General features: G+C 55.3%; 23 protein-coding genes and 1 pseudogene. 21 read left to right on the forward strand and 3 right to left on the reverse strand.

Features of this window, described 5'->3' with window-relative positions; genetic code table 11:
• Window positions 1-8: 8 nt before the first annotated feature.
• The 3 genes and pseudogenes from pgaB to ACQE3D_RS12335 all read right to left on the reverse strand — a co-directional run bounded on the left by pgaB (window position 9) and on the right by ACQE3D_RS12335 (window position 3,672).
• Window positions 9-1,922 carry a poly-beta-1,6-N-acetyl-D-glucosamine N-deacetylase PgaB gene (pgaB, locus tag ACQE3D_RS12325; RefSeq protein ID WP_313730219.1) on the reverse strand — a complete coding sequence of 638 codons (1,914 nt, stop codon included), beginning with the start codon at window positions 1,920-1,922 and terminating at the stop codon, window positions 9-11.
• A 477-nt stretch (window positions 1,923-2,399) separates the two neighbouring features.
• Window positions 2,400-2,609, reverse strand: a pseudogene (locus tag ACQE3D_RS12330) (hypothetical protein); the annotation flags it as partial.
• 160 nt (window positions 2,610-2,769) lie between these two features.
• Complete coding sequence (locus ACQE3D_RS12335; RefSeq protein ID WP_427500762.1) at window positions 2,770-3,672, reverse strand: XRE family transcriptional regulator; 903 nt, start codon at window positions 3,670-3,672, stop codon at window positions 2,770-2,772.
• Window positions 3,673-3,902: 230 nt separating this feature from the next.
• Between ACQE3D_RS12335 and ACQE3D_RS12340 the strand changes: the two genes are divergently transcribed.
• The 21 genes from ACQE3D_RS12340 (at window position 3,903) to ACQE3D_RS12440 (ending at window position 14,502) form a co-directional block, all read left to right on the forward strand.
• Complete coding sequence (locus ACQE3D_RS12340; RefSeq protein WP_427500763.1) at window positions 3,903-4,259, forward strand: helix-turn-helix domain-containing protein; 357 nt, start codon at window positions 3,903-3,905, stop codon at window positions 4,257-4,259.
• A gap of 154 nt (window positions 4,260-4,413) precedes the next feature.
• On the forward strand, window positions 4,414-4,686 hold the full coding sequence (locus tag ACQE3D_RS12345; protein WP_427550915.1) for a hypothetical protein: 273 nt from the start codon (window positions 4,414-4,416) through the stop codon (window positions 4,684-4,686).
• A gap of 85 nt (window positions 4,687-4,771) precedes the next feature.
• Window positions 4,772-7,144 (forward strand): Mu transposase C-terminal domain-containing protein, encoded by a 2,373-nt coding sequence (locus ACQE3D_RS12350; protein ID WP_427550916.1) that lies wholly within the window; start codon window positions 4,772-4,774, stop codon window positions 7,142-7,144.
• 13 nt (window positions 7,145-7,157) lie between these two features.
• Window positions 7,158-7,898 (forward strand): AAA family ATPase, encoded by a 741-nt coding sequence (locus ACQE3D_RS12355; protein ID WP_427550918.1) that lies wholly within the window; start codon window positions 7,158-7,160, stop codon window positions 7,896-7,898.
• Window positions 7,898-8,179 carry a hypothetical protein gene (locus ACQE3D_RS12360; RefSeq protein ID WP_427550919.1) on the forward strand — a complete coding sequence of 94 codons (282 nt, stop codon included), beginning with the start codon at window positions 7,898-7,900 and terminating at the stop codon, window positions 8,177-8,179. Before ACQE3D_RS12355 ends, ACQE3D_RS12360 begins: the two co-directional genes overlap by 1 nt.
• Window positions 8,169-8,750, forward strand: coding sequence for a hypothetical protein (locus tag ACQE3D_RS12365; protein WP_427550920.1), 582 nt, complete (start codon window positions 8,169-8,171; stop codon window positions 8,748-8,750). Before ACQE3D_RS12360 ends, ACQE3D_RS12365 begins: the two co-directional genes overlap by 11 nt.
• Window positions 8,743-8,934: a hypothetical protein gene (locus ACQE3D_RS12370; protein ID WP_427500770.1), complete on the forward strand. Its 192-nt coding sequence runs from the start codon at window positions 8,743-8,745 to the stop codon at window positions 8,932-8,934. Before ACQE3D_RS12365 ends, ACQE3D_RS12370 begins: the two co-directional genes overlap by 8 nt.
• Window positions 8,927-9,235 carry a helix-turn-helix domain-containing protein gene (locus ACQE3D_RS12375; RefSeq protein WP_427500771.1) on the forward strand — a complete coding sequence of 103 codons (309 nt, stop codon included), beginning with the start codon at window positions 8,927-8,929 and terminating at the stop codon, window positions 9,233-9,235. Before ACQE3D_RS12370 ends, ACQE3D_RS12375 begins: the two co-directional genes overlap by 8 nt.
• A 2-nt stretch (window positions 9,236-9,237) precedes the next feature.
• Window positions 9,238-9,498 (forward strand): hypothetical protein, encoded by a 261-nt coding sequence (locus ACQE3D_RS12380; protein WP_427500772.1) that lies wholly within the window; start codon window positions 9,238-9,240, stop codon window positions 9,496-9,498.
• Window positions 9,479-9,697 (forward strand): hypothetical protein, encoded by a 219-nt coding sequence (locus ACQE3D_RS12385; RefSeq protein WP_427500773.1) that lies wholly within the window; start codon window positions 9,479-9,481, stop codon window positions 9,695-9,697. The genes ACQE3D_RS12380 and ACQE3D_RS12385 overlap by 20 nt, the downstream gene beginning before the upstream one ends.
• The gene (locus tag ACQE3D_RS12390; protein WP_427500774.1) at window positions 9,694-10,218 is read left to right on the forward strand and encodes a host-nuclease inhibitor Gam family protein; all 525 of its coding nucleotides are present in this window, start codon (window positions 9,694-9,696) and stop codon (window positions 10,216-10,218) included. The genes ACQE3D_RS12385 and ACQE3D_RS12390 overlap by 4 nt, the downstream gene beginning before the upstream one ends.
• Complete coding sequence (locus ACQE3D_RS12395; protein WP_427500775.1) at window positions 10,215-10,424, forward strand: hypothetical protein; 210 nt, start codon at window positions 10,215-10,217, stop codon at window positions 10,422-10,424. Before ACQE3D_RS12390 ends, ACQE3D_RS12395 begins: the two co-directional genes overlap by 4 nt.
• Window positions 10,411-10,572, forward strand: a complete 162-nt coding sequence (locus ACQE3D_RS12400; protein ID WP_427500776.1) for a hypothetical protein — start codon at window positions 10,411-10,413, stop codon at window positions 10,570-10,572. The genes ACQE3D_RS12395 and ACQE3D_RS12400 overlap by 14 nt, the downstream gene beginning before the upstream one ends.
• A gap of 9 nt (window positions 10,573-10,581) precedes the next feature.
• Window positions 10,582-11,499, forward strand: coding sequence for a recombination-associated protein RdgC (gene rdgC / locus ACQE3D_RS12405; RefSeq protein WP_427500777.1), 918 nt, complete (start codon window positions 10,582-10,584; stop codon window positions 11,497-11,499).
• Window positions 11,496-11,960 carry a gp16 family protein gene (locus tag ACQE3D_RS12410; RefSeq protein ID WP_427500778.1) on the forward strand — a complete coding sequence of 155 codons (465 nt, stop codon included), beginning with the start codon at window positions 11,496-11,498 and terminating at the stop codon, window positions 11,958-11,960. The genes rdgC and ACQE3D_RS12410 overlap by 4 nt, the downstream gene beginning before the upstream one ends.
• Window positions 11,961-12,062: 102 nt before the next feature.
• Window positions 12,063-12,524: a hypothetical protein gene (locus ACQE3D_RS12415; RefSeq protein WP_427500779.1), complete on the forward strand. Its 462-nt coding sequence runs from the start codon at window positions 12,063-12,065 to the stop codon at window positions 12,522-12,524.
• The gene (locus ACQE3D_RS12420) at window positions 12,517-12,984 is read left to right on the forward strand and encodes a hypothetical protein (RefSeq protein WP_427500780.1); all 468 of its coding nucleotides are present in this window, start codon (window positions 12,517-12,519) and stop codon (window positions 12,982-12,984) included. Before ACQE3D_RS12415 ends, ACQE3D_RS12420 begins: the two co-directional genes overlap by 8 nt.
• On the forward strand, window positions 12,977-13,378 hold the full coding sequence (locus tag ACQE3D_RS12425) for a Mor transcription activator family protein (protein ID WP_427500781.1): 402 nt from the start codon (window positions 12,977-12,979) through the stop codon (window positions 13,376-13,378). The genes ACQE3D_RS12420 and ACQE3D_RS12425 overlap by 8 nt, the downstream gene beginning before the upstream one ends.
• A gap of 28 nt (window positions 13,379-13,406) precedes the next feature.
• A complete protein-coding gene (locus tag ACQE3D_RS12430) occupies window positions 13,407-13,646 on the forward strand; it encodes a hypothetical protein (protein WP_427500782.1) in 240 nt (79 codons plus the stop codon).
• Between the two features lie 152 nt (window positions 13,647-13,798).
• Window positions 13,799-14,179: an HNH endonuclease signature motif containing protein gene (locus ACQE3D_RS12435; RefSeq protein ID WP_427500783.1), complete on the forward strand. Its 381-nt coding sequence runs from the start codon at window positions 13,799-13,801 to the stop codon at window positions 14,177-14,179.
• A complete protein-coding gene (locus ACQE3D_RS12440) occupies window positions 14,179-14,502 on the forward strand; it encodes a hypothetical protein (protein ID WP_427500784.1) in 324 nt (107 codons plus the stop codon). Before ACQE3D_RS12435 ends, ACQE3D_RS12440 begins: the two co-directional genes overlap by 1 nt.
• Window positions 14,503-14,636 lie beyond the last annotated feature (134 nt).

The raw sequence follows: 14,636 nt of genomic DNA on the forward strand, positions 1-14,636 counted from the left end.
ATAAGGGCTTATTCCTTCCTGGCGACCGGAAAATACTTCTTCAATTCTTCCAACTTGGGCTGGTCGTGATACAGGTTATCCGGGTAATAGCCGATGTGCTTGGCGCCGTTTTTTTTCAGAATCTGAAATTGTTCGCCGAATACCGCCATCGGGATGTCCTGCTGTTTTTTCCAATTCACCGTTTGCAGTTCGAACACCATTTTGTCTAAGCCGCCAGGCACTTGCGCGGTTTTCTGCACCAATTCCGTCAACCATTGCTTGGGATTCTCGGCATCTTCCATGAACGGCATCGCCTCGATCGCCACATAGTCGTAATGCTTCATAAAGGCCGGAAACGATTGGGCATACCACTCCTCGCTATACGGCTTCAACAAAGGCAGCGAATAAAAATTGCGCGCGGTCGAAATATAGGGGCGGTAAAAGCGCACTCGATCGGTCAAATAGTCGGTGAACTGGCCGATCAACTCGGTCTTGTGTTGCGCCCAGCGGAGACGCAGTTCGCTGGAAGCGTGGAGTTTGTCGAATTCGGCCGGCAATCCCCAAACGTCGCGGGCAAACTCCAATGCCTGGGGCGACGCATCCTCGAAATCGGACAGAATGCCGTCGTCATGAAACAAAATACCGTTGAAATCGCAATGCTTGGCCAAGTCCTCGTAAATTTCGCCGACGAATTGGCGAGCTTCCGGGTTGAACGGCGACAAGCGGGTGTAGACGTGCCGAGATAACTGCGGCTCGCCGTCCCGCCACTCCTTAACATACCACTTCAACGGCACGTCGGCCTTGTAGGCCATGATCGGCATCCAGGCGTAGACCTTGACGCCGGCACGCTTACGCAATTGAAACGCCACGTAATTAAACATATCCCGGCGTACCGGCAGGTGCCGATTCGGGAAATACAATTTATCGGCGTTGCCGTCGCCATCGGGATCGGAATAGGCTTGTAGATAAACAGTATTGGCGCCGCTCTGCGCGATCCGTTCGACCAACGCGCTCAAGTTTTTGGCGGTCTGCTCCTCGTCGTCGTCGTAGATATAGTCCATGTCTACATGCGCGACCCGCAACTCTCTCCCCACGCGTTTTTTGGTGACGATTTCCGCGAATTGTTGAACATTGGGATCGTCAGCCAACATCATCCGTTTCATCGCGCGAACGTTGGCCAGCGTGTTCACCCCGTCGTCCAAACCCATCGTCAATGACATGCCGGCCATTTTGGCGGCTTCCAGCGCGATAGTGTTGTATTCGCCGTAGGGCCATACCATCACACGGGGCCGCTGACCCAATACCTGCAACAGTCGCTCCGAACTCTTATTAAGCTCCTGAAACAGGCGTTTTCGATAATCCTCGTCTTTTTCGTACTCTTCGTATTCGCTACTGTAAAGTCTGGACGTGACGGCGCTTTCTTCACTACCTTGCGGATTGGCGACCACGCCATGATGCAGGTCGTAGCTATGCGAAGCGATCTCGACCAAACCGCTGGCCATCACTTCGCGAACCTGGGCCGCGCTCATCAGCGGAATATTGTTGTGCGAGGCTTTTTGATCCAACCACGAACCGACCACCGCCAACGTCGCCGGATACTTGTACTTTTTCAACAAGGGCAAGGCTCGGGTATAAAAACTCAAATAGCCGTCGTCGAAGGTCAGAATCACCGCCTTGCTGGGCAGCGCCTTCTCACCGTGCTGGGCATCCACTAAATCCTGAATGCTGATGACATGGTAGTTGTTCTTTTTCAGCCAGGCGAAGTGGTCTTCCAGATGGGTTTTGTTGACCGCGATCCTGTCGAACGGCGGCACTCGCTCTTCCTCTTCCAGAATGTCGTGGTAATTCAAAATCAGAAAGCCGGCATTGCCGACATCGGCAGCTCGGCCGACCACGGAATACAGGCAAAGCGCTAAAAAAATCACGCGAGCAAAAAAACTCATATCCATTTGATAACAAGAGGGAAATGTCAGAATAGCAGAGATTGCCGGCGGCGGGATCGCGCCGGATTTGGACTGCGGATTTTACCTGAAACGCAATTTTTAGCCTGTTTTAATTTAATAACAGAGGTTCCGCAGGTTCCGTCAGACAAAAAGAGCATCAAGCTGAAAGTAGAGCTATCAGCCAGTGATCGTCAGAAGCTACTAGATTACTTGGCAGTCATTGGCGAAAACGATCCCAGCATCATCAATGAACTCCTCGGGTAGTGCAGTCAGGATGCGACAACCATGGCAGCGGCGCTAAGCCGTGCGGAACATGTTTTGAACATAGAATACGAGGTCACAACCGGCTTAGTGCAATGTTCAAGCTGTAAACAATTAGCCGGCGATGCTTGTCAGTTTAGCAATTGGCACCTCGTGGCCGATAAATGGCGGCGCTGCTGAGACTTCGCCCCACTCCAGAAACCGGAAGCCTCGGGACTGAATGACCAGTTTTTCGTTTTGGTCGGTGATTCCGCGAAATTGCTTGTAGCGTTGCCAGAGTTGGTCTGGGGGCAAAAAGGCATCCAGGGTGAATTCGGTTTCGATGTCTTCGTTAGGAGCTGGGACTTTGTTGTGTGCGGCAAACGCATCGCCGTTGGAGCTAAAGGCGCTAGGCACTTGCAGGATTTCGGCATAGCCCAAAGCTTGTGTGAAGAAGCATTTTATTTGGCGCACTAAGGGAAGTTGAGGGATTTGTCGGGAAGTGGCGGGATTGCTGGGTTTGTGAAGGTTTAAAAGCGTTTGAGGGTTGCGCGTTTTTTGACGTGTTTTCCGCCATCCTTTGCCAGTTTTGCGTTTTATTTGGCGGCTAAATTTCGTGACCGTACCATCTAACGCGGCCGGCAATTTTCACTTCTTTGGCTTGTTCGGGACCGATAATGCGTTTTTCGTATCTTGGGTTGTCGCTGATGACGATCAGCGAGCCATCCCAGTCCTGTTGAATCCGCTTAACGATGAGATGGCTGTCGAATTGCACTATATATATAGAGTCGTCCTTGATATGGTCGATGCTGGTATCGACCAATAACAGGTCGCCATCGTAGATGGTCGGCTCCATACTGTCGCCTTTAGCCTTGATTAGTGCACATTTGCTAGCTTGCAGGCCTTTTAACTTCAGCCAATCCTTTCTAAAGGCCATCTGGCCGGTTTGTAGTTCTTGATCGACAAGGAAACCGTGGCCTGCCGAGGCTTGCACGTCATAAAACGGTATCAGCTCAAGTTGGTCGACGTAGGCCGACAACTCATCCACGGCATCCTTCACCAACTTTAAATAATCCTCGTGGGCCAGCCATAGCAAGGTTTTTAGGGCTTCAAACGTATGCTTTGGCAATGATACGTTAGCTTCCGCCGAAAACAACTGCACCAATGCTTGGGCTTGTTTGATTTCTGCCGAGAGATTGCGCCCGCGATCCTCAGTAATAGCCTGAGCAGCACTATCCCCATGTTCAGCCAGGGTGCGGTCAATACGAGCCTGTAACCCAGCAGGCAATTGTCGCGCATCCTCCAGCAACATTTCCCCTTCACCCGTCAGCAGCCAGTGGATGTTGACGCCGCCATCGGCCAGGTTACGTAACGCGCCGGCGCCGGGCTCACTTGGGCCTCTCTCGTATTGCTTCCAGGTGCCGAAAGGTATTCCAAATTTGGACGCCGCTGCGCCTTGGGTTAGCTTTAATTTGTCTCTAATCAGCGTTAGCCGGTCGCTAATTTTCACTGCGCAACCCAAGCGCCCGGTTGCGCATATTTGATGATTTGGGTTGCGCAGTAATGCGCAACCGGAACCATTTGATTTATAAAGTAAATATCGTATTTCATAAAGTGCTTATATTTGATCGGTTGCGCAGTAGAAAATTGTTCTAAAAATAATCTGTTTGTACTGTTGACATGTTCTAAATTTGAACCTATCCTGTGCACACCTTAACCAGCAACCACGAGAGAAATGGTATGAGTACACGGAACCTAAAAAAGGCCAGTCTTGACGCGGACGCACCCACGCAAGACTGGCTCCCACCCGATGTCATCGCCGCCCTGCATAAAGCCGGATGGACGATGAAAGCGCTGGCCGCCGAACACGGCCTTTCCACCGGCACCGGGCTATCAAAAGCCCTGACCGGTAGCGCTCCTTTGTCCGAAAAACGCATTGCCGATGCCCTTGGGTTGCACCCCAAGGATATCTGGCCTAGTCGCTATCTGGAAAATGGCGACGTGAAACCTCGCGGATTTCGCGGCATCAAGTTTAAGCGTTTCGCCCCCGGCGTCAATGTAAAAGATAAGCGGGTGCGTGAACATGAGGGCGCGTGATGCGTTGACTGTCGATCTGTTCGACGGTTATTTCCCGGTGCCCGTAGAACGCGGCAACAAACCTGGTTCGTTAGATATAGATAGCGAATTTCGGAATTTGTTGAGCGACTTAATAAAGGCTTCGGCCCTATCGAGGCACCAAATCGCGGCGCGCATGAGCGAGCTGGTTGGACATGAAATTACTAAGCATCAACTGGATAGCTGGACTGCGGAAAGTCGCGATGGTTGGCGGTTTCCGGTGGTGTATTTGCCGGCGTTCGAGGCTGCGATTGAGAGCCACGAACTGACTGCGTTTATCGCCAGTTTGCGCGGGGCAAAGCTGTACATCGGCAAAGAGGCGCTGATGGCGCAACTGGGAAAGCTGGAAGCGGCCAAGGATCAATTACGGCGACAAGAGGTCGCCTTGAAACGCTTGTTAGGCGATTGATATGAGCGCCATCGACAAAACCCTGTATGCCGACGCTGAGGAAATCGCGGCGGCGATTGGCAAAAAGCCGCGCTGGATTCTGACCTTGGCGGAAAAGGAAAATTGGGCGTCTGTCGACCAGAAAACCCGCAGTCGGCACCCAAAAAAATGGTTTGAAATCGCCAAGCTGCCCATCGCCCCGGACAACATATATGCCGCCGTCGTCGGTCGGCGCATGGATTTGAGGTTGCAACATGAACAGAACCGCAACGTTAGTCAGACTAGTGCCGTCGCCACCCGACATGACAGCCCAACAATGGAGCGAAATGGACGATCTATTGCGAATTCTCAGCCTGTTTCAGGTGGAGTATCTGCTCGACTTGGCAGTAACGGAACGCTTCAACATGCCGCTACCAACCCAAAAACAGATGGAAGAACGGCAACAGCTGATGCTGCTGGGATTGATTCAGCCGGACGAATGGATGGATCAATTTCTGTTGACTGCCAAAGGGGCGATAGCAACCAATTATCTAATGAATCGGTTGCATGTGAGCATTCAAAAAGCCTTGTGGAAGGCAACGGGCGGTTAATTGAAATTGTCCCCGGTGTTTTTGGCAACCAAAAGCAATTGGATGTCCACCGCGCCCGGCAAAATCTGATCGACTATTTGCGTGGTGGAAAAGGTGCGATGGCAAGGCGAATTGCCGCGTTAAACACTGGTTATCAAGATGGCATTTTAAGCACGACTTTAACGTGGTCCTTTGAACATGCCTGGGAAAAGCGCCGCGCCAATACCCAGCTAACCGCTAAAACCTATGAAAACTGGTGCAAGGATTTTGCCGCGCGTGGGCATTATGCGCCGCTGAAACGGCAAAAGGATTTTTCCATTAAGCCTTGGCACCCGGTGGCACTGGCGTTACGCCAACGGCCACAGGGTAGCAGCAAGCAATGGGTTTATAACCAACTGGTCGAGCAGTTGGGTGCGGATAGCTTGCCGGATTACACCAATGTTTGCCGCTGGCTGACCGATAAAGCCAGTCAGTCCGATCAGGATAAAGGCCGCTATAGCGGGTCACAACTGCGGGCGCGGCGGTTTTACCAACACCGCACCGCCGAAGGTTTGGCTCCAGCGTCGTTGATGCATGCCGACGGCTGGAACAGCCACTTTACCGCGCCGCACCCCGTGACCCGCGAATTTGTGACTTATGAAATTTGGCATGCACGTGATGTGGCCACGCGCTTTGTGACCAAACCCGGCATCGGCTTGACCGAGAACTGGCAAGTGATTTTGAAGTGCGTTGAAAACTTTGTCCGCGAACTGGGGATTCCAGCGCGGGTGCAAACCGACAGCACCAAAGTGGTAAAGGGTTCCGACCGATTCACCAAAGCCGTGCACTCGCTGGAAGAGCGGCTAGGCATGACCTGGACGCATCCGGTTACAGTCGGTAACTCGCAGGCCAACGGCATCGCCGAGAACTTTAATACCAGTTATCTGGATAAGCGGGCGCGGGAGTTGGCGACCTATCAGAACAAAAACAGCATGGATGAGCTGAGTTTTAAGCGTATTCGCAAGCTGACCCATGACATGGTGAAGGCGGCGGGCGCCGGCAATCTGCTGGAGCGGGACAAGCTGAAAAAGCAAATCGAAAAAATCGGTAAGGGCTTGGTATTCGAGAGTTACGAGCAGGCAGTGGCGTGGATCGAGCGGATATTCAACGACTACAACGACCGCCCCCATGCCGCGTTGCCGCGCGTTGTCGACGCCGTAACCGGCAAGCGTCGGCATCAAACGCCACGCGAAGCTTTGCAAGAGCATATTGCGCACGGCTGGGAGCCGGTAGCGCTTGCGGAGCATGAGTTGATTGCAGAATTCCGGCCGCATGTCACCGTGACGATTCGCCGCGACACGGTAACGCCTTGGGGTGGCATGCGCTATTACCACCCAGTATTGGCAACGATGAATGATAAGCCGGTCATCGTCGCGTATGACCTAGCCGACTATCACCATGTATGGGTTAAGGACCTAGATGGCACGCCGATCTGTACCGCCGATTTCGTCGAGGCGACCCGCTATCACGCCATGAGTGCGCAAATGGCGGAGGAAGAGAAACGGGCAAAATCGGCCTTGAAAAGGCTGGATAACAAGCGCGACACCGTTATCGATCGGATTCCGGGTGAGGTTTTGACGTTGGAAGCCATCCCGGCCAACGAATTACCCGGCATGGAGATCATCGCCAAGAAGATTGAAATCCGGAACGAAATATCTCCCGGAATGGCGGCCACCATTCCGGAAGACGACCGCTCTCGCCATTTGTTTTGGCGGGAGTGGCAAAGCAAGGCCGCAACCGGGACGGCCATCCCGGACAGCTTGCGGCCGTTTATGAGCAGCTACCCGAATACCGCGAAATTTCGGTCTTGGGAAGCCTTTTTCAACGCCGGCAACACGACTCCGCACAGTGCGAGCGGTGGCGCCGGTTAAACACGAGGTCAAGATGATAGCAGAAATCCAAACGCCCGGTATTGCCCACATCGGCAATATGCGGCAATGCCAGGTAGCCCTGGAACGGGCCATTGAGCGCCACGCCGGCCTCCCCGGTCTGGTGTGTTTTTACGGCCCCTCAGGCTGGGGAAAATCGTTGAGCAGCAATTACTTATGCAACAGCGTGCGCGGCTATTACGTGCAGATCAAGAGCTTGTGGAGCAAGAAGGTGATCTTGCAAAAAATCCTGGGTGAAATGGGCATTAAACCGGCGCCAACCTGCGGCGAAATGCTGGACCAAGTCTGCGACCAACTGGCCGCCAGCGGCCGGCCGCTGATCATCGACGAGATGGATCATATCGTCGACAAAAAGGCGGTCGAGCTGGTGCGCGACATTTACGAGGGCAGCCAAGCGCCGATTTTGATTATCGGCGAAGAAAACCTGCCGCAAAAACTGAAAAAGTGGGAGCGCTTCCACGGCCGCATCCTGGCCTTCGTACCCGCGTTGCCGGTGGACTTGGAAGACGCCAAGCGCTTAGCCAGCGTGTACGCCCAAGGCATCGAGTGTGCCGACGATCTGTTGCGCAAGCTGGTGGCGGACAGCCACGGCTCAGTGCGGCGGGTGTGCGTGAACCTGGACCAAGTGCGAGAAGCGGCGGCTGAACAAGGCGTCCGGCAGGTCGATTTGGGATGGTGCCAAGGGCACGGCGTGGCGTTTTATACCGGCGAAGCGCCGAAACGGAGGGTGGCGTGATGAAAAAACAACAAATCGATGTTAACGCGACCACCGATGACGCGCCGGAAGGGGTGTGGGTCAGAAAGGGCGAATGGAATCATTTATACGGCTCTGTTAGTTTCGCAACTAACCTGAAATGCCATGTCACGTTTCTCAAACTGAGCTGCGACTGCGGCGTCGAGGCTGTTGACCTCGGCATGAATCTGGCGACGTTGAAAATCGTGTCAGCCGGATTAGCGAGAGCGGTGGAAGAAATCGAGCGCGCGGCGGCCGCGCCGGGGAGCGCCAATGTCCACTAACCGCCAACCCGCCCATCTCGAATACGTTGGCGGCAAAAGCCCGCGCCAGCGCATCTGGGAAAAAATCCGCGAACTGAAGGAATTCGGGTTGCCGCGCCTGGTACGCGCCTTGCCCGGCACCATCCACAAAGACACGACTCGGACCTACGTCACATCGCTGGCGAAAGCCGGGTTTATCACGCTCGATGCCGAAACCAAGCTGTATACGCTGACCCGCGACAACGGCGTTGAGGCGCCGAAAGTGCGCAAGGACGGCACGATGGTGAATGCCGGCAGCGGCCAGGAAAACATGTGGCGGACGCTGCGGTCCGCGCCCAACCCGCTGGGTTATGTCGATCTGGCCTATTTGGCCAGCACGGAACAGACCGTGGTGGCACCGGCGGCCGCGCGCGATTACCTGGCGAATCTGGAAAAGGCCGGATATTTAGCCTGCCACGCCGGCAAGTATCGGCTACTGCCCGAGCATAACACCGGGCCGCGCCCGCCGATGGTGCAGCGCATCAAGCAGGTGTACGACCCCAACCTGGGCGCGGTGGTCTGGACCGATGCGAAGGACGGCGACGATGAATAAGTATTTCGTCGGTCAGAACGCCAGCCTGAAGGTGCTGGCCAGCGGTGACGGTGGCTTGGATTTGGTGGTGACCAAGCAAGACGGCGATCTGCGCTTGGCGTTGACGCTGGATGTCGCGCTGGCGCTATCCGAGGCGATCAACTTTAAAGTCGAAGAATTGAGCCGGAGAAATTGCCATGACTGACGCCAGCCAACGATTAGCGCAACTCAAGCAAGCTGTCGCCGAATCCAGCATCAACTACGTCGCCAAGCGGATTGGCGTATCGCGCACCGCGATATCGCTGATCGTCGCCGACAAATATCCCGCAAAAATCGACAAGGTTTTGCAGGCGTTCGAACAGGCGTACGGACAGATCGACTGTCCTCATTTGCAGACCGAGCTGAGCCGGCAGCAATGCCGCGAGTTCGCCAGCAAGGCCCGCCCCAGCAATCAGCTTGGGCTGGCTCACTGGAGAGCCTGTCAACAATGCCCCCATAGGAGCTAACCATGCACGTACTGATTTCCATTGACGATCAACCCGGCGGCGTGCCGTCGGTTAAAACCCTTACCCATCCGGTCATCGTGGCGCCCGCAGGGCAAATGCCCAAGACGCCGGCCACCGATTTGATGGCGTTCTTGTTGCAAGCCGTAGCGATTTGGCAAGAGGTGCAAGACAAGACTCTGGAAGAAGCCATCGCCGTGGTGCAAGCCGCCACCCACACCCCCAACGATCAATTAGGAGGCGGCAATGGCAGCCAATATCCATGATATGCAAGTGAATCGGCGCATGGGCAGCGCGGACTATATCGACCACGTCAACCGCCGCGTCAACGCCTTGCAACAAGAGCTGGCGGCGCAAAAGCGCCAAATCGAAACCCTGAAAGACGATCTGCATTGCGGCTGGGCCGTGGCCGGCGTGTTGCTGGCGATCGTGCTGTTCTTATTAATGATCGGAGTCAAATTATGAAGAAACCCACCAAACTCAAGGCCGTGGCCAATCCCACCGCCGATGTGCCGCGCGACCGCGATGCCTGTGCTGAATCGATCAACGAGATCGGCCGGCTGACTCGGCAAATTACCGTGTTGCAAGCGGCGATGAACGATGAGATCGCGGCGATTACCGACGACTATACCGGCAAGATTACCGCGATCAACGATTCGCTCAAACGCCTGCAAGACGGGGTGCAGCTGTACTGCGAGGCCAACCGAGAAGAACTGACCGATGGCGGAAAAACCAAAACCATCGGCTTTGTCACCGGCACCGTGCAATTCCGCTTGCGGCCGCCGTCGGTGTCGATCCGCGGCGCCGAGGCGGTCATCGACGCGCTGAAAGCGCGCGGCTTGATTCGCTTCGTGCGCGTGAAAGAGGAGGTTAACAAAGACGCAATTCTCAATGAGACCGCTGTCGTGGCCGGCGTGCCGGGCATCACCATCAAAACCGGCGTGGAGGATTGCACGATTACGCCATTCGAGCAGGAATTGTCATGAGCGCGGCACTGACAGACGACGCCACCCGGCAACGCATTGCCGACTTACGCCAGCAAGCCGCCTATTTACGCCAATGCGCGGCCCATGCCGAACGCTACGCCGATGGTTTTTCCGATCGGCAAGCCGCGCAACGCCTGGACCGCGAGGCCGATCAACTGGCACAGCATCTGGCGCATGCCGAGCGGGGTCGCGATGGCGCTGAATAACGACCTAGCCGGTCGCTTTCTACGCGGCGAATTCGCCGGCTCCACTCAACGTCAGGCCAGCGCTTTCAAAAAGCTGGTGGCCCGGCAATGCCATAAACCCGCCAACCGGCTGCGCGTGAGAGTGCGGTCGGAATGGGCGATTGATTGAGGATATGCCATGAAACTGATTAAACACGCTACCACCTATAAATGCCAGTTGCCGCCGGCCGCCGCGCTGGAGCAACATCTTGCGGAACATGCCTTTTCCGAAGTCCGGCCCGACGAAATACGCGCGTTGGGGTTTATTCCAGTCATGGACGATCGCTACGTATTGCCTTACCCGGGCGGTTACGCGTTCAAACTGCGGTTCGACGAGAAAATTCTGCCGTGGTCGATTGTTAACGAAGAAGCGCGCAAACGTTTGGAGGTGTTGTTAGCGGAAACCGGCGGCAATCCCACGAAACAGCTGCGAAACAAATTTGTTGAAGAGGTCTATAGCGAATTTGTCAAAACGGCGCTGTTGAAGTCGGCGCGGATCACCGCGTACTATCAAATCGAAGAGCAAATGTTAATCGTCGCTACTACCGGTAAGCGCTTCGCGGATGCCTTGACCAACCGGCTGGTCAAAGCGGTTGGCAGCATCAAGGCCTCCACAATTTACATTGACGGCATCACGCAAAGCTTGACCGAAAAGTTGCATAGAGAATTGGAAAGCGGTAATGGGTTTGCAGGATTTGACGTGGGCGGCGTCTGTAAACTCGCTGGAGAAAACGGCACTTCCGCCAGCGTCAAACTCGATTCAGTGAAAGAGGCTAAAGAAGGCATTGTCGAACGTATCCGAGGCGGCCAGCAAGTGGTTGAGTTGGAGCTGCATAACGACGATGTGTCATTTCGGCTAGATAAACGCTTTGTCAGCAAAGGTATTTTCTTTAAGCATGACCCGGGCGAGGACGGCTTTGAAGCGGCCGATGATATCGAAGCATTTCAACACGAGGCGTCGTGCCAAATGCTGTGGCTGACCCACGCCTTTCGCGATCTGCTGACCTTGTTTGAATACAAATCGCCCGAATTGGCGGGCGATGGCGGTGCGCCATGAGCATCCGCAACCATACCCCCGACCACAACCGCGCCAAATCCGAATCCCGGCGGCGCGCGGCGATCGCCAAAATCCACATCGGCAAGAAGCAGTTAGCGATGGACGACGAAACTTATCGCGCCATGCTGCTGACGCACGGCAACGTGAAATCGGCGAACGAGTTGTCGTCCGAAGGGCTGAATCGCGTGATCCGGCATCTGGAACAAGCCGGCGCGAAATTCACCAGTAAAAAACATGGCCGCAAGCCGCATAACTTGCCGAGCGGATCGGATCGCGAGCCCAAGCTGAGGAAGATCGAAGCGCTGTTGGCCGAGGCCGGCTATCCGTGGGAATACGCCGCCGCGCTGGCGAAGCGGATGTACAAAAAGGATGCGCTGGAGTTTTGCGGACATGAGCAGCTGAGCGGCATCATCACTGCGCTGACCAAGGACGCGCGGCGGCACGGGAGGGCCGACGGATGATGTTAGCGGCGTCGATTTTCGTTTTCTGGGTGATACATGACATCAAAGGTTGGGAGTTTGCATCCGGTGTGACGTTTGTTTGGGTAATTGAGGAGATCATTCGTGCAGCTCAATAGATGCCCCATCTGCCACGCCCGCATCTCGCTGGATGCGATAGTCCAAGACGAAGCCGGCCGCGAGCTGTTGGGTATCCTGGCCAAGCTGGACGGAGAAACCGGCTTCGCGTTGGTCGGTTATCTGGGCTTGTTCCGGTCGGTATCCCGCGATCTGGCGAACGATCGGGCGCTGAAGCTGGCCAAGGACGCCTTGGCGCTGGCGGATGTGCTTCGCTTGGCGCCGGCCATGCGGCAAACGGTCGAGCAAATCCAGGCCAAGGGCGGCAAGCCGCTGACCAATCACAACTACTTGAAGCGCGTGCTGGAAGATTCGCCCTCACCCCAACCCTCTCCCGAGGGGAGAGGGATCCAGGTGGCCGGATCGGTTAGCGACCAACGGGCCGGGGGCAAGCCAGCCAGCAAGACCGCCCAAGCCTTGCAGTCACTCAAGGAGTTTGGCGATGGCTGATCTGGATTGGCTACGGCAAGCCGTCGCGAAGGGGCTGAGCGGCCTAGTGGTGCTGCATCTGGACGGCGGGCCGTCGGCCGAGACGGTGGCTCACACCGCCGGCGTGTGGTTTCACGTCATGCGCGCCTGGCCGATTACCTGGGATGAAGGCCTGGACCGGCCGCGCTTGCGGATCGCGTTTACCGCGCTGGCCAGCCAGGCCAAGCGTTGGCCGGCGCCGGCCGAGCTGCGGGCCTTGCTGCCGGCGCGCGAATACCCGCAACCCGCTTTGCCGAACGAGTACCCGGAAGACAAAGCCAAACGCAATCTCGTCGCGCTGAGTGTGGTACAGCAACTGGCCGAAGAGCGCGCGGCGCTAGTACGGAAACTGGAGTTTGCCGCTCCGGAGCTTGCGACGGAGTTGCTAAAGCAAATTGCCGAAATCGAAGCGTACCAAGAGAAGGCCTACCGCCATGACTGACGCCGAATTGCCCATACAATATTTGCCGGAAAGCCTGCGGCGGATTGCCGAGTATTGCGGCTGGGACGTGATGTGGGCGGTCTGGGAGCATTACGCCGGCTGCCGGGTCGCGGTGCCGGCCAAACTGGATGCGTCCGGCGAATTGCCGCAGGTGCTGGGCGCGCACATAGCCGCCAAATTAATTCAAGCCTTTGCCGGCGAGCTGCTGTTCATTGCGAAAGCCGACGCCGCCAAGCGCGCCGTGCGCGATATCGCCATCCGCCACGACGCGGCCCAGGGTGCCAAGATGGACGAGCTGGTCCGCAGGTATAAATTGACCTACCGGCAAATCCAGACGATCACCCGGCTGGATCGTCAACCCCCTGTTAACAATTTGGATATTTTCGGTTTTTAACCGGTTTTTTAACACCTTGGAGCAAGGCATGAACGAAGACGCCAAAAAACGCCAACAAATCCTGGAAGCGCTGTATCGAGACCGCAAAGCCAACGCCAGCCGACTGCATCAAGACCAGTGGACGCCATTGGTGGAGTTAACCCACGCCGTGGACGATATCGATTTCGCGCTGTCGGTACTGATCGAACTGAAATACGTGGAGCGTACCGGCAACAGACTGCGCATTACCGGCGCGGGTGTGCTGGCTTGCGAAGCCGGGCAGGAATAACAGCGCCAGACCTTGAAAGACACCCACATTTGAAGTTAACTAGCGCGCCGGGCATGGTGTTCGGTTTTTGTTCGTAACATTTAATGAGGGTAACTATGGTAAACAGAAGACTGATAGCCGCTCTAATCTTCGGCATTTCGACAGCATGCTCAATGACGCCTCTTTCCACGGAGGCTAAACAAGAACGCAGCCAAGCCGCTAAAGAGGCGTTCAAGCGCGAGCATCCCTGCCCCGCCAACGGCGCCAATCATGGACCTTGCCCTGGCTACGTGATCGACCATGTAACCCCTTTAGCCTGCGGCGGTGCCGACGATCCGTCAAACATGCAATGGCAAACCGAAGCCGAAGGCAAAGCGAAGGACAAATGGGAGCGGAAAGATTGTTCGACAGGGTCGTCGAAGCATTCGTCGTCAGGTGGCGCTAATTCATCTAAAGCGCAGGATGGCTACTACACCGGCCCGAGAGGGGGCTGTTACACCTATACCGCTAGCGGCAAGAAGCGCTATGTGGATCATTCATATTGTGGGAGATAATGATGTTTAAAAAAACTATTCTGAGCGTTTTTTTCCTCGCTAGCGCTCTGCCTGTATACGCCTTTGACTCAAAAATCACTGATTCAGCCGTCGGTTGTTCTGACCAATCCCAATTGGAAAGCCTTTTGAGATATGCGCGTGAAAACGATAAGGCAGCTTTCACAAAAGGGTTGATGGCGGGAGTTGCCGATGGCACTTGCACGATGTTTCAGCCTGGAGAAAAAGTGTTTGTCAGCGATGTCAAGTGGTCTGGACTAAATAAAGTCAGAAAACAAGGCGATACCAAAGAGTTTTGGGTGGTTCGCGAAGCAATGCAAAGGTAACGGAACGTATTTTTATTCAAAAATATTGACAATAAATTAGCCGAGGGGCTAATCTGATACGGCACTGGCAAAATCCAGCGCTCGGGATTGGTCTCTCGGATTTACACGGCACATGGCCGCATCATGCGGTTTTT

This window comes from Methylomonas sp. MS20, from assembly GCF_050275925.1.
Classification (GTDB): domain Bacteria; phylum Pseudomonadota; class Gammaproteobacteria; order Methylococcales; family Methylomonadaceae; genus Methylomonas; species Methylomonas koyamae_A.

What these genes read in the sequence shown, in the direction of transcription:
- ACQE3D_RS12365 (WP_427550920.1), top strand. Translation starts at nt 8,169, where the DNA reads ATGTCCACTAACCGCCAACCCGCCCATCTCGAATACGTTGGCGGCAAA.
- ACQE3D_RS12430 (WP_427500782.1), top strand. Translation starts at nt 13,407, where the DNA reads ATGAACGAAGACGCCAAAAAACGCCAACAAATCCTGGAAGCGCTGTAT.
- ACQE3D_RS12400 (WP_427500776.1), top strand. Translation starts at nt 10,411, where the DNA reads ATGGCGCTGAATAACGACCTAGCCGGTCGCTTTCTACGCGGCGAATTC.
- ACQE3D_RS12360 (WP_427550919.1), top strand. Translation starts at nt 7,898, where the DNA reads ATGAAAAAACAACAAATCGATGTTAACGCGACCACCGATGACGCGCCG.
- ACQE3D_RS12355 (WP_427550918.1), top strand. Translation starts at nt 7,158, where the DNA reads ATGATAGCAGAAATCCAAACGCCCGGTATTGCCCACATCGGCAATATG.
- ACQE3D_RS12420 (WP_427500780.1), top strand. Translation starts at nt 12,517, where the DNA reads ATGGCTGATCTGGATTGGCTACGGCAAGCCGTCGCGAAGGGGCTGAGC.
- ACQE3D_RS12340 (WP_427500763.1), top strand. Translation starts at nt 3,903, where the DNA reads ATGAGTACACGGAACCTAAAAAAGGCCAGTCTTGACGCGGACGCACCC.
- ACQE3D_RS12370 (WP_427500770.1), top strand. Translation starts at nt 8,743, where the DNA reads ATGAATAAGTATTTCGTCGGTCAGAACGCCAGCCTGAAGGTGCTGGCC.
- ACQE3D_RS12380 (WP_427500772.1), top strand. Translation starts at nt 9,238, where the DNA reads ATGCACGTACTGATTTCCATTGACGATCAACCCGGCGGCGTGCCGTCG.
- rdgC (WP_427500777.1), top strand. Translation starts at nt 10,582, where the DNA reads ATGAAACTGATTAAACACGCTACCACCTATAAATGCCAGTTGCCGCCG.
- ACQE3D_RS12375 (WP_427500771.1), top strand. Translation starts at nt 8,927, where the DNA reads ATGACTGACGCCAGCCAACGATTAGCGCAACTCAAGCAAGCTGTCGCC.
- ACQE3D_RS12395 (WP_427500775.1), top strand. Translation starts at nt 10,215, where the DNA reads ATGAGCGCGGCACTGACAGACGACGCCACCCGGCAACGCATTGCCGAC.
- ACQE3D_RS12425 (WP_427500781.1), top strand. Translation starts at nt 12,977, where the DNA reads ATGACTGACGCCGAATTGCCCATACAATATTTGCCGGAAAGCCTGCGG.
- ACQE3D_RS12440 (WP_427500784.1), top strand. Translation starts at nt 14,179, where the DNA reads ATGATGTTTAAAAAAACTATTCTGAGCGTTTTTTTCCTCGCTAGCGCT.
- ACQE3D_RS12435 (WP_427500783.1), top strand. Translation starts at nt 13,799, where the DNA reads ATGACGCCTCTTTCCACGGAGGCTAAACAAGAACGCAGCCAAGCCGCT.
- ACQE3D_RS12390 (WP_427500774.1), top strand. Translation starts at nt 9,694, where the DNA reads ATGAAGAAACCCACCAAACTCAAGGCCGTGGCCAATCCCACCGCCGAT.
- pgaB (WP_313730219.1), bottom strand. Translation starts at nt 1,922, where the DNA reads ATGAGTTTTTTTGCTCGCGTGATTTTTTTAGCGCTTTGCCTGTATTCC.
- ACQE3D_RS12410 (WP_427500778.1), top strand. Translation starts at nt 11,496, where the DNA reads ATGAGCATCCGCAACCATACCCCCGACCACAACCGCGCCAAATCCGAA.
- ACQE3D_RS12385 (WP_427500773.1), top strand. Translation starts at nt 9,479, where the DNA reads ATGGCAGCCAATATCCATGATATGCAAGTGAATCGGCGCATGGGCAGC.
- ACQE3D_RS12345 (WP_427550915.1), top strand. Translation starts at nt 4,414, where the DNA reads ATGAGCGAGCTGGTTGGACATGAAATTACTAAGCATCAACTGGATAGC.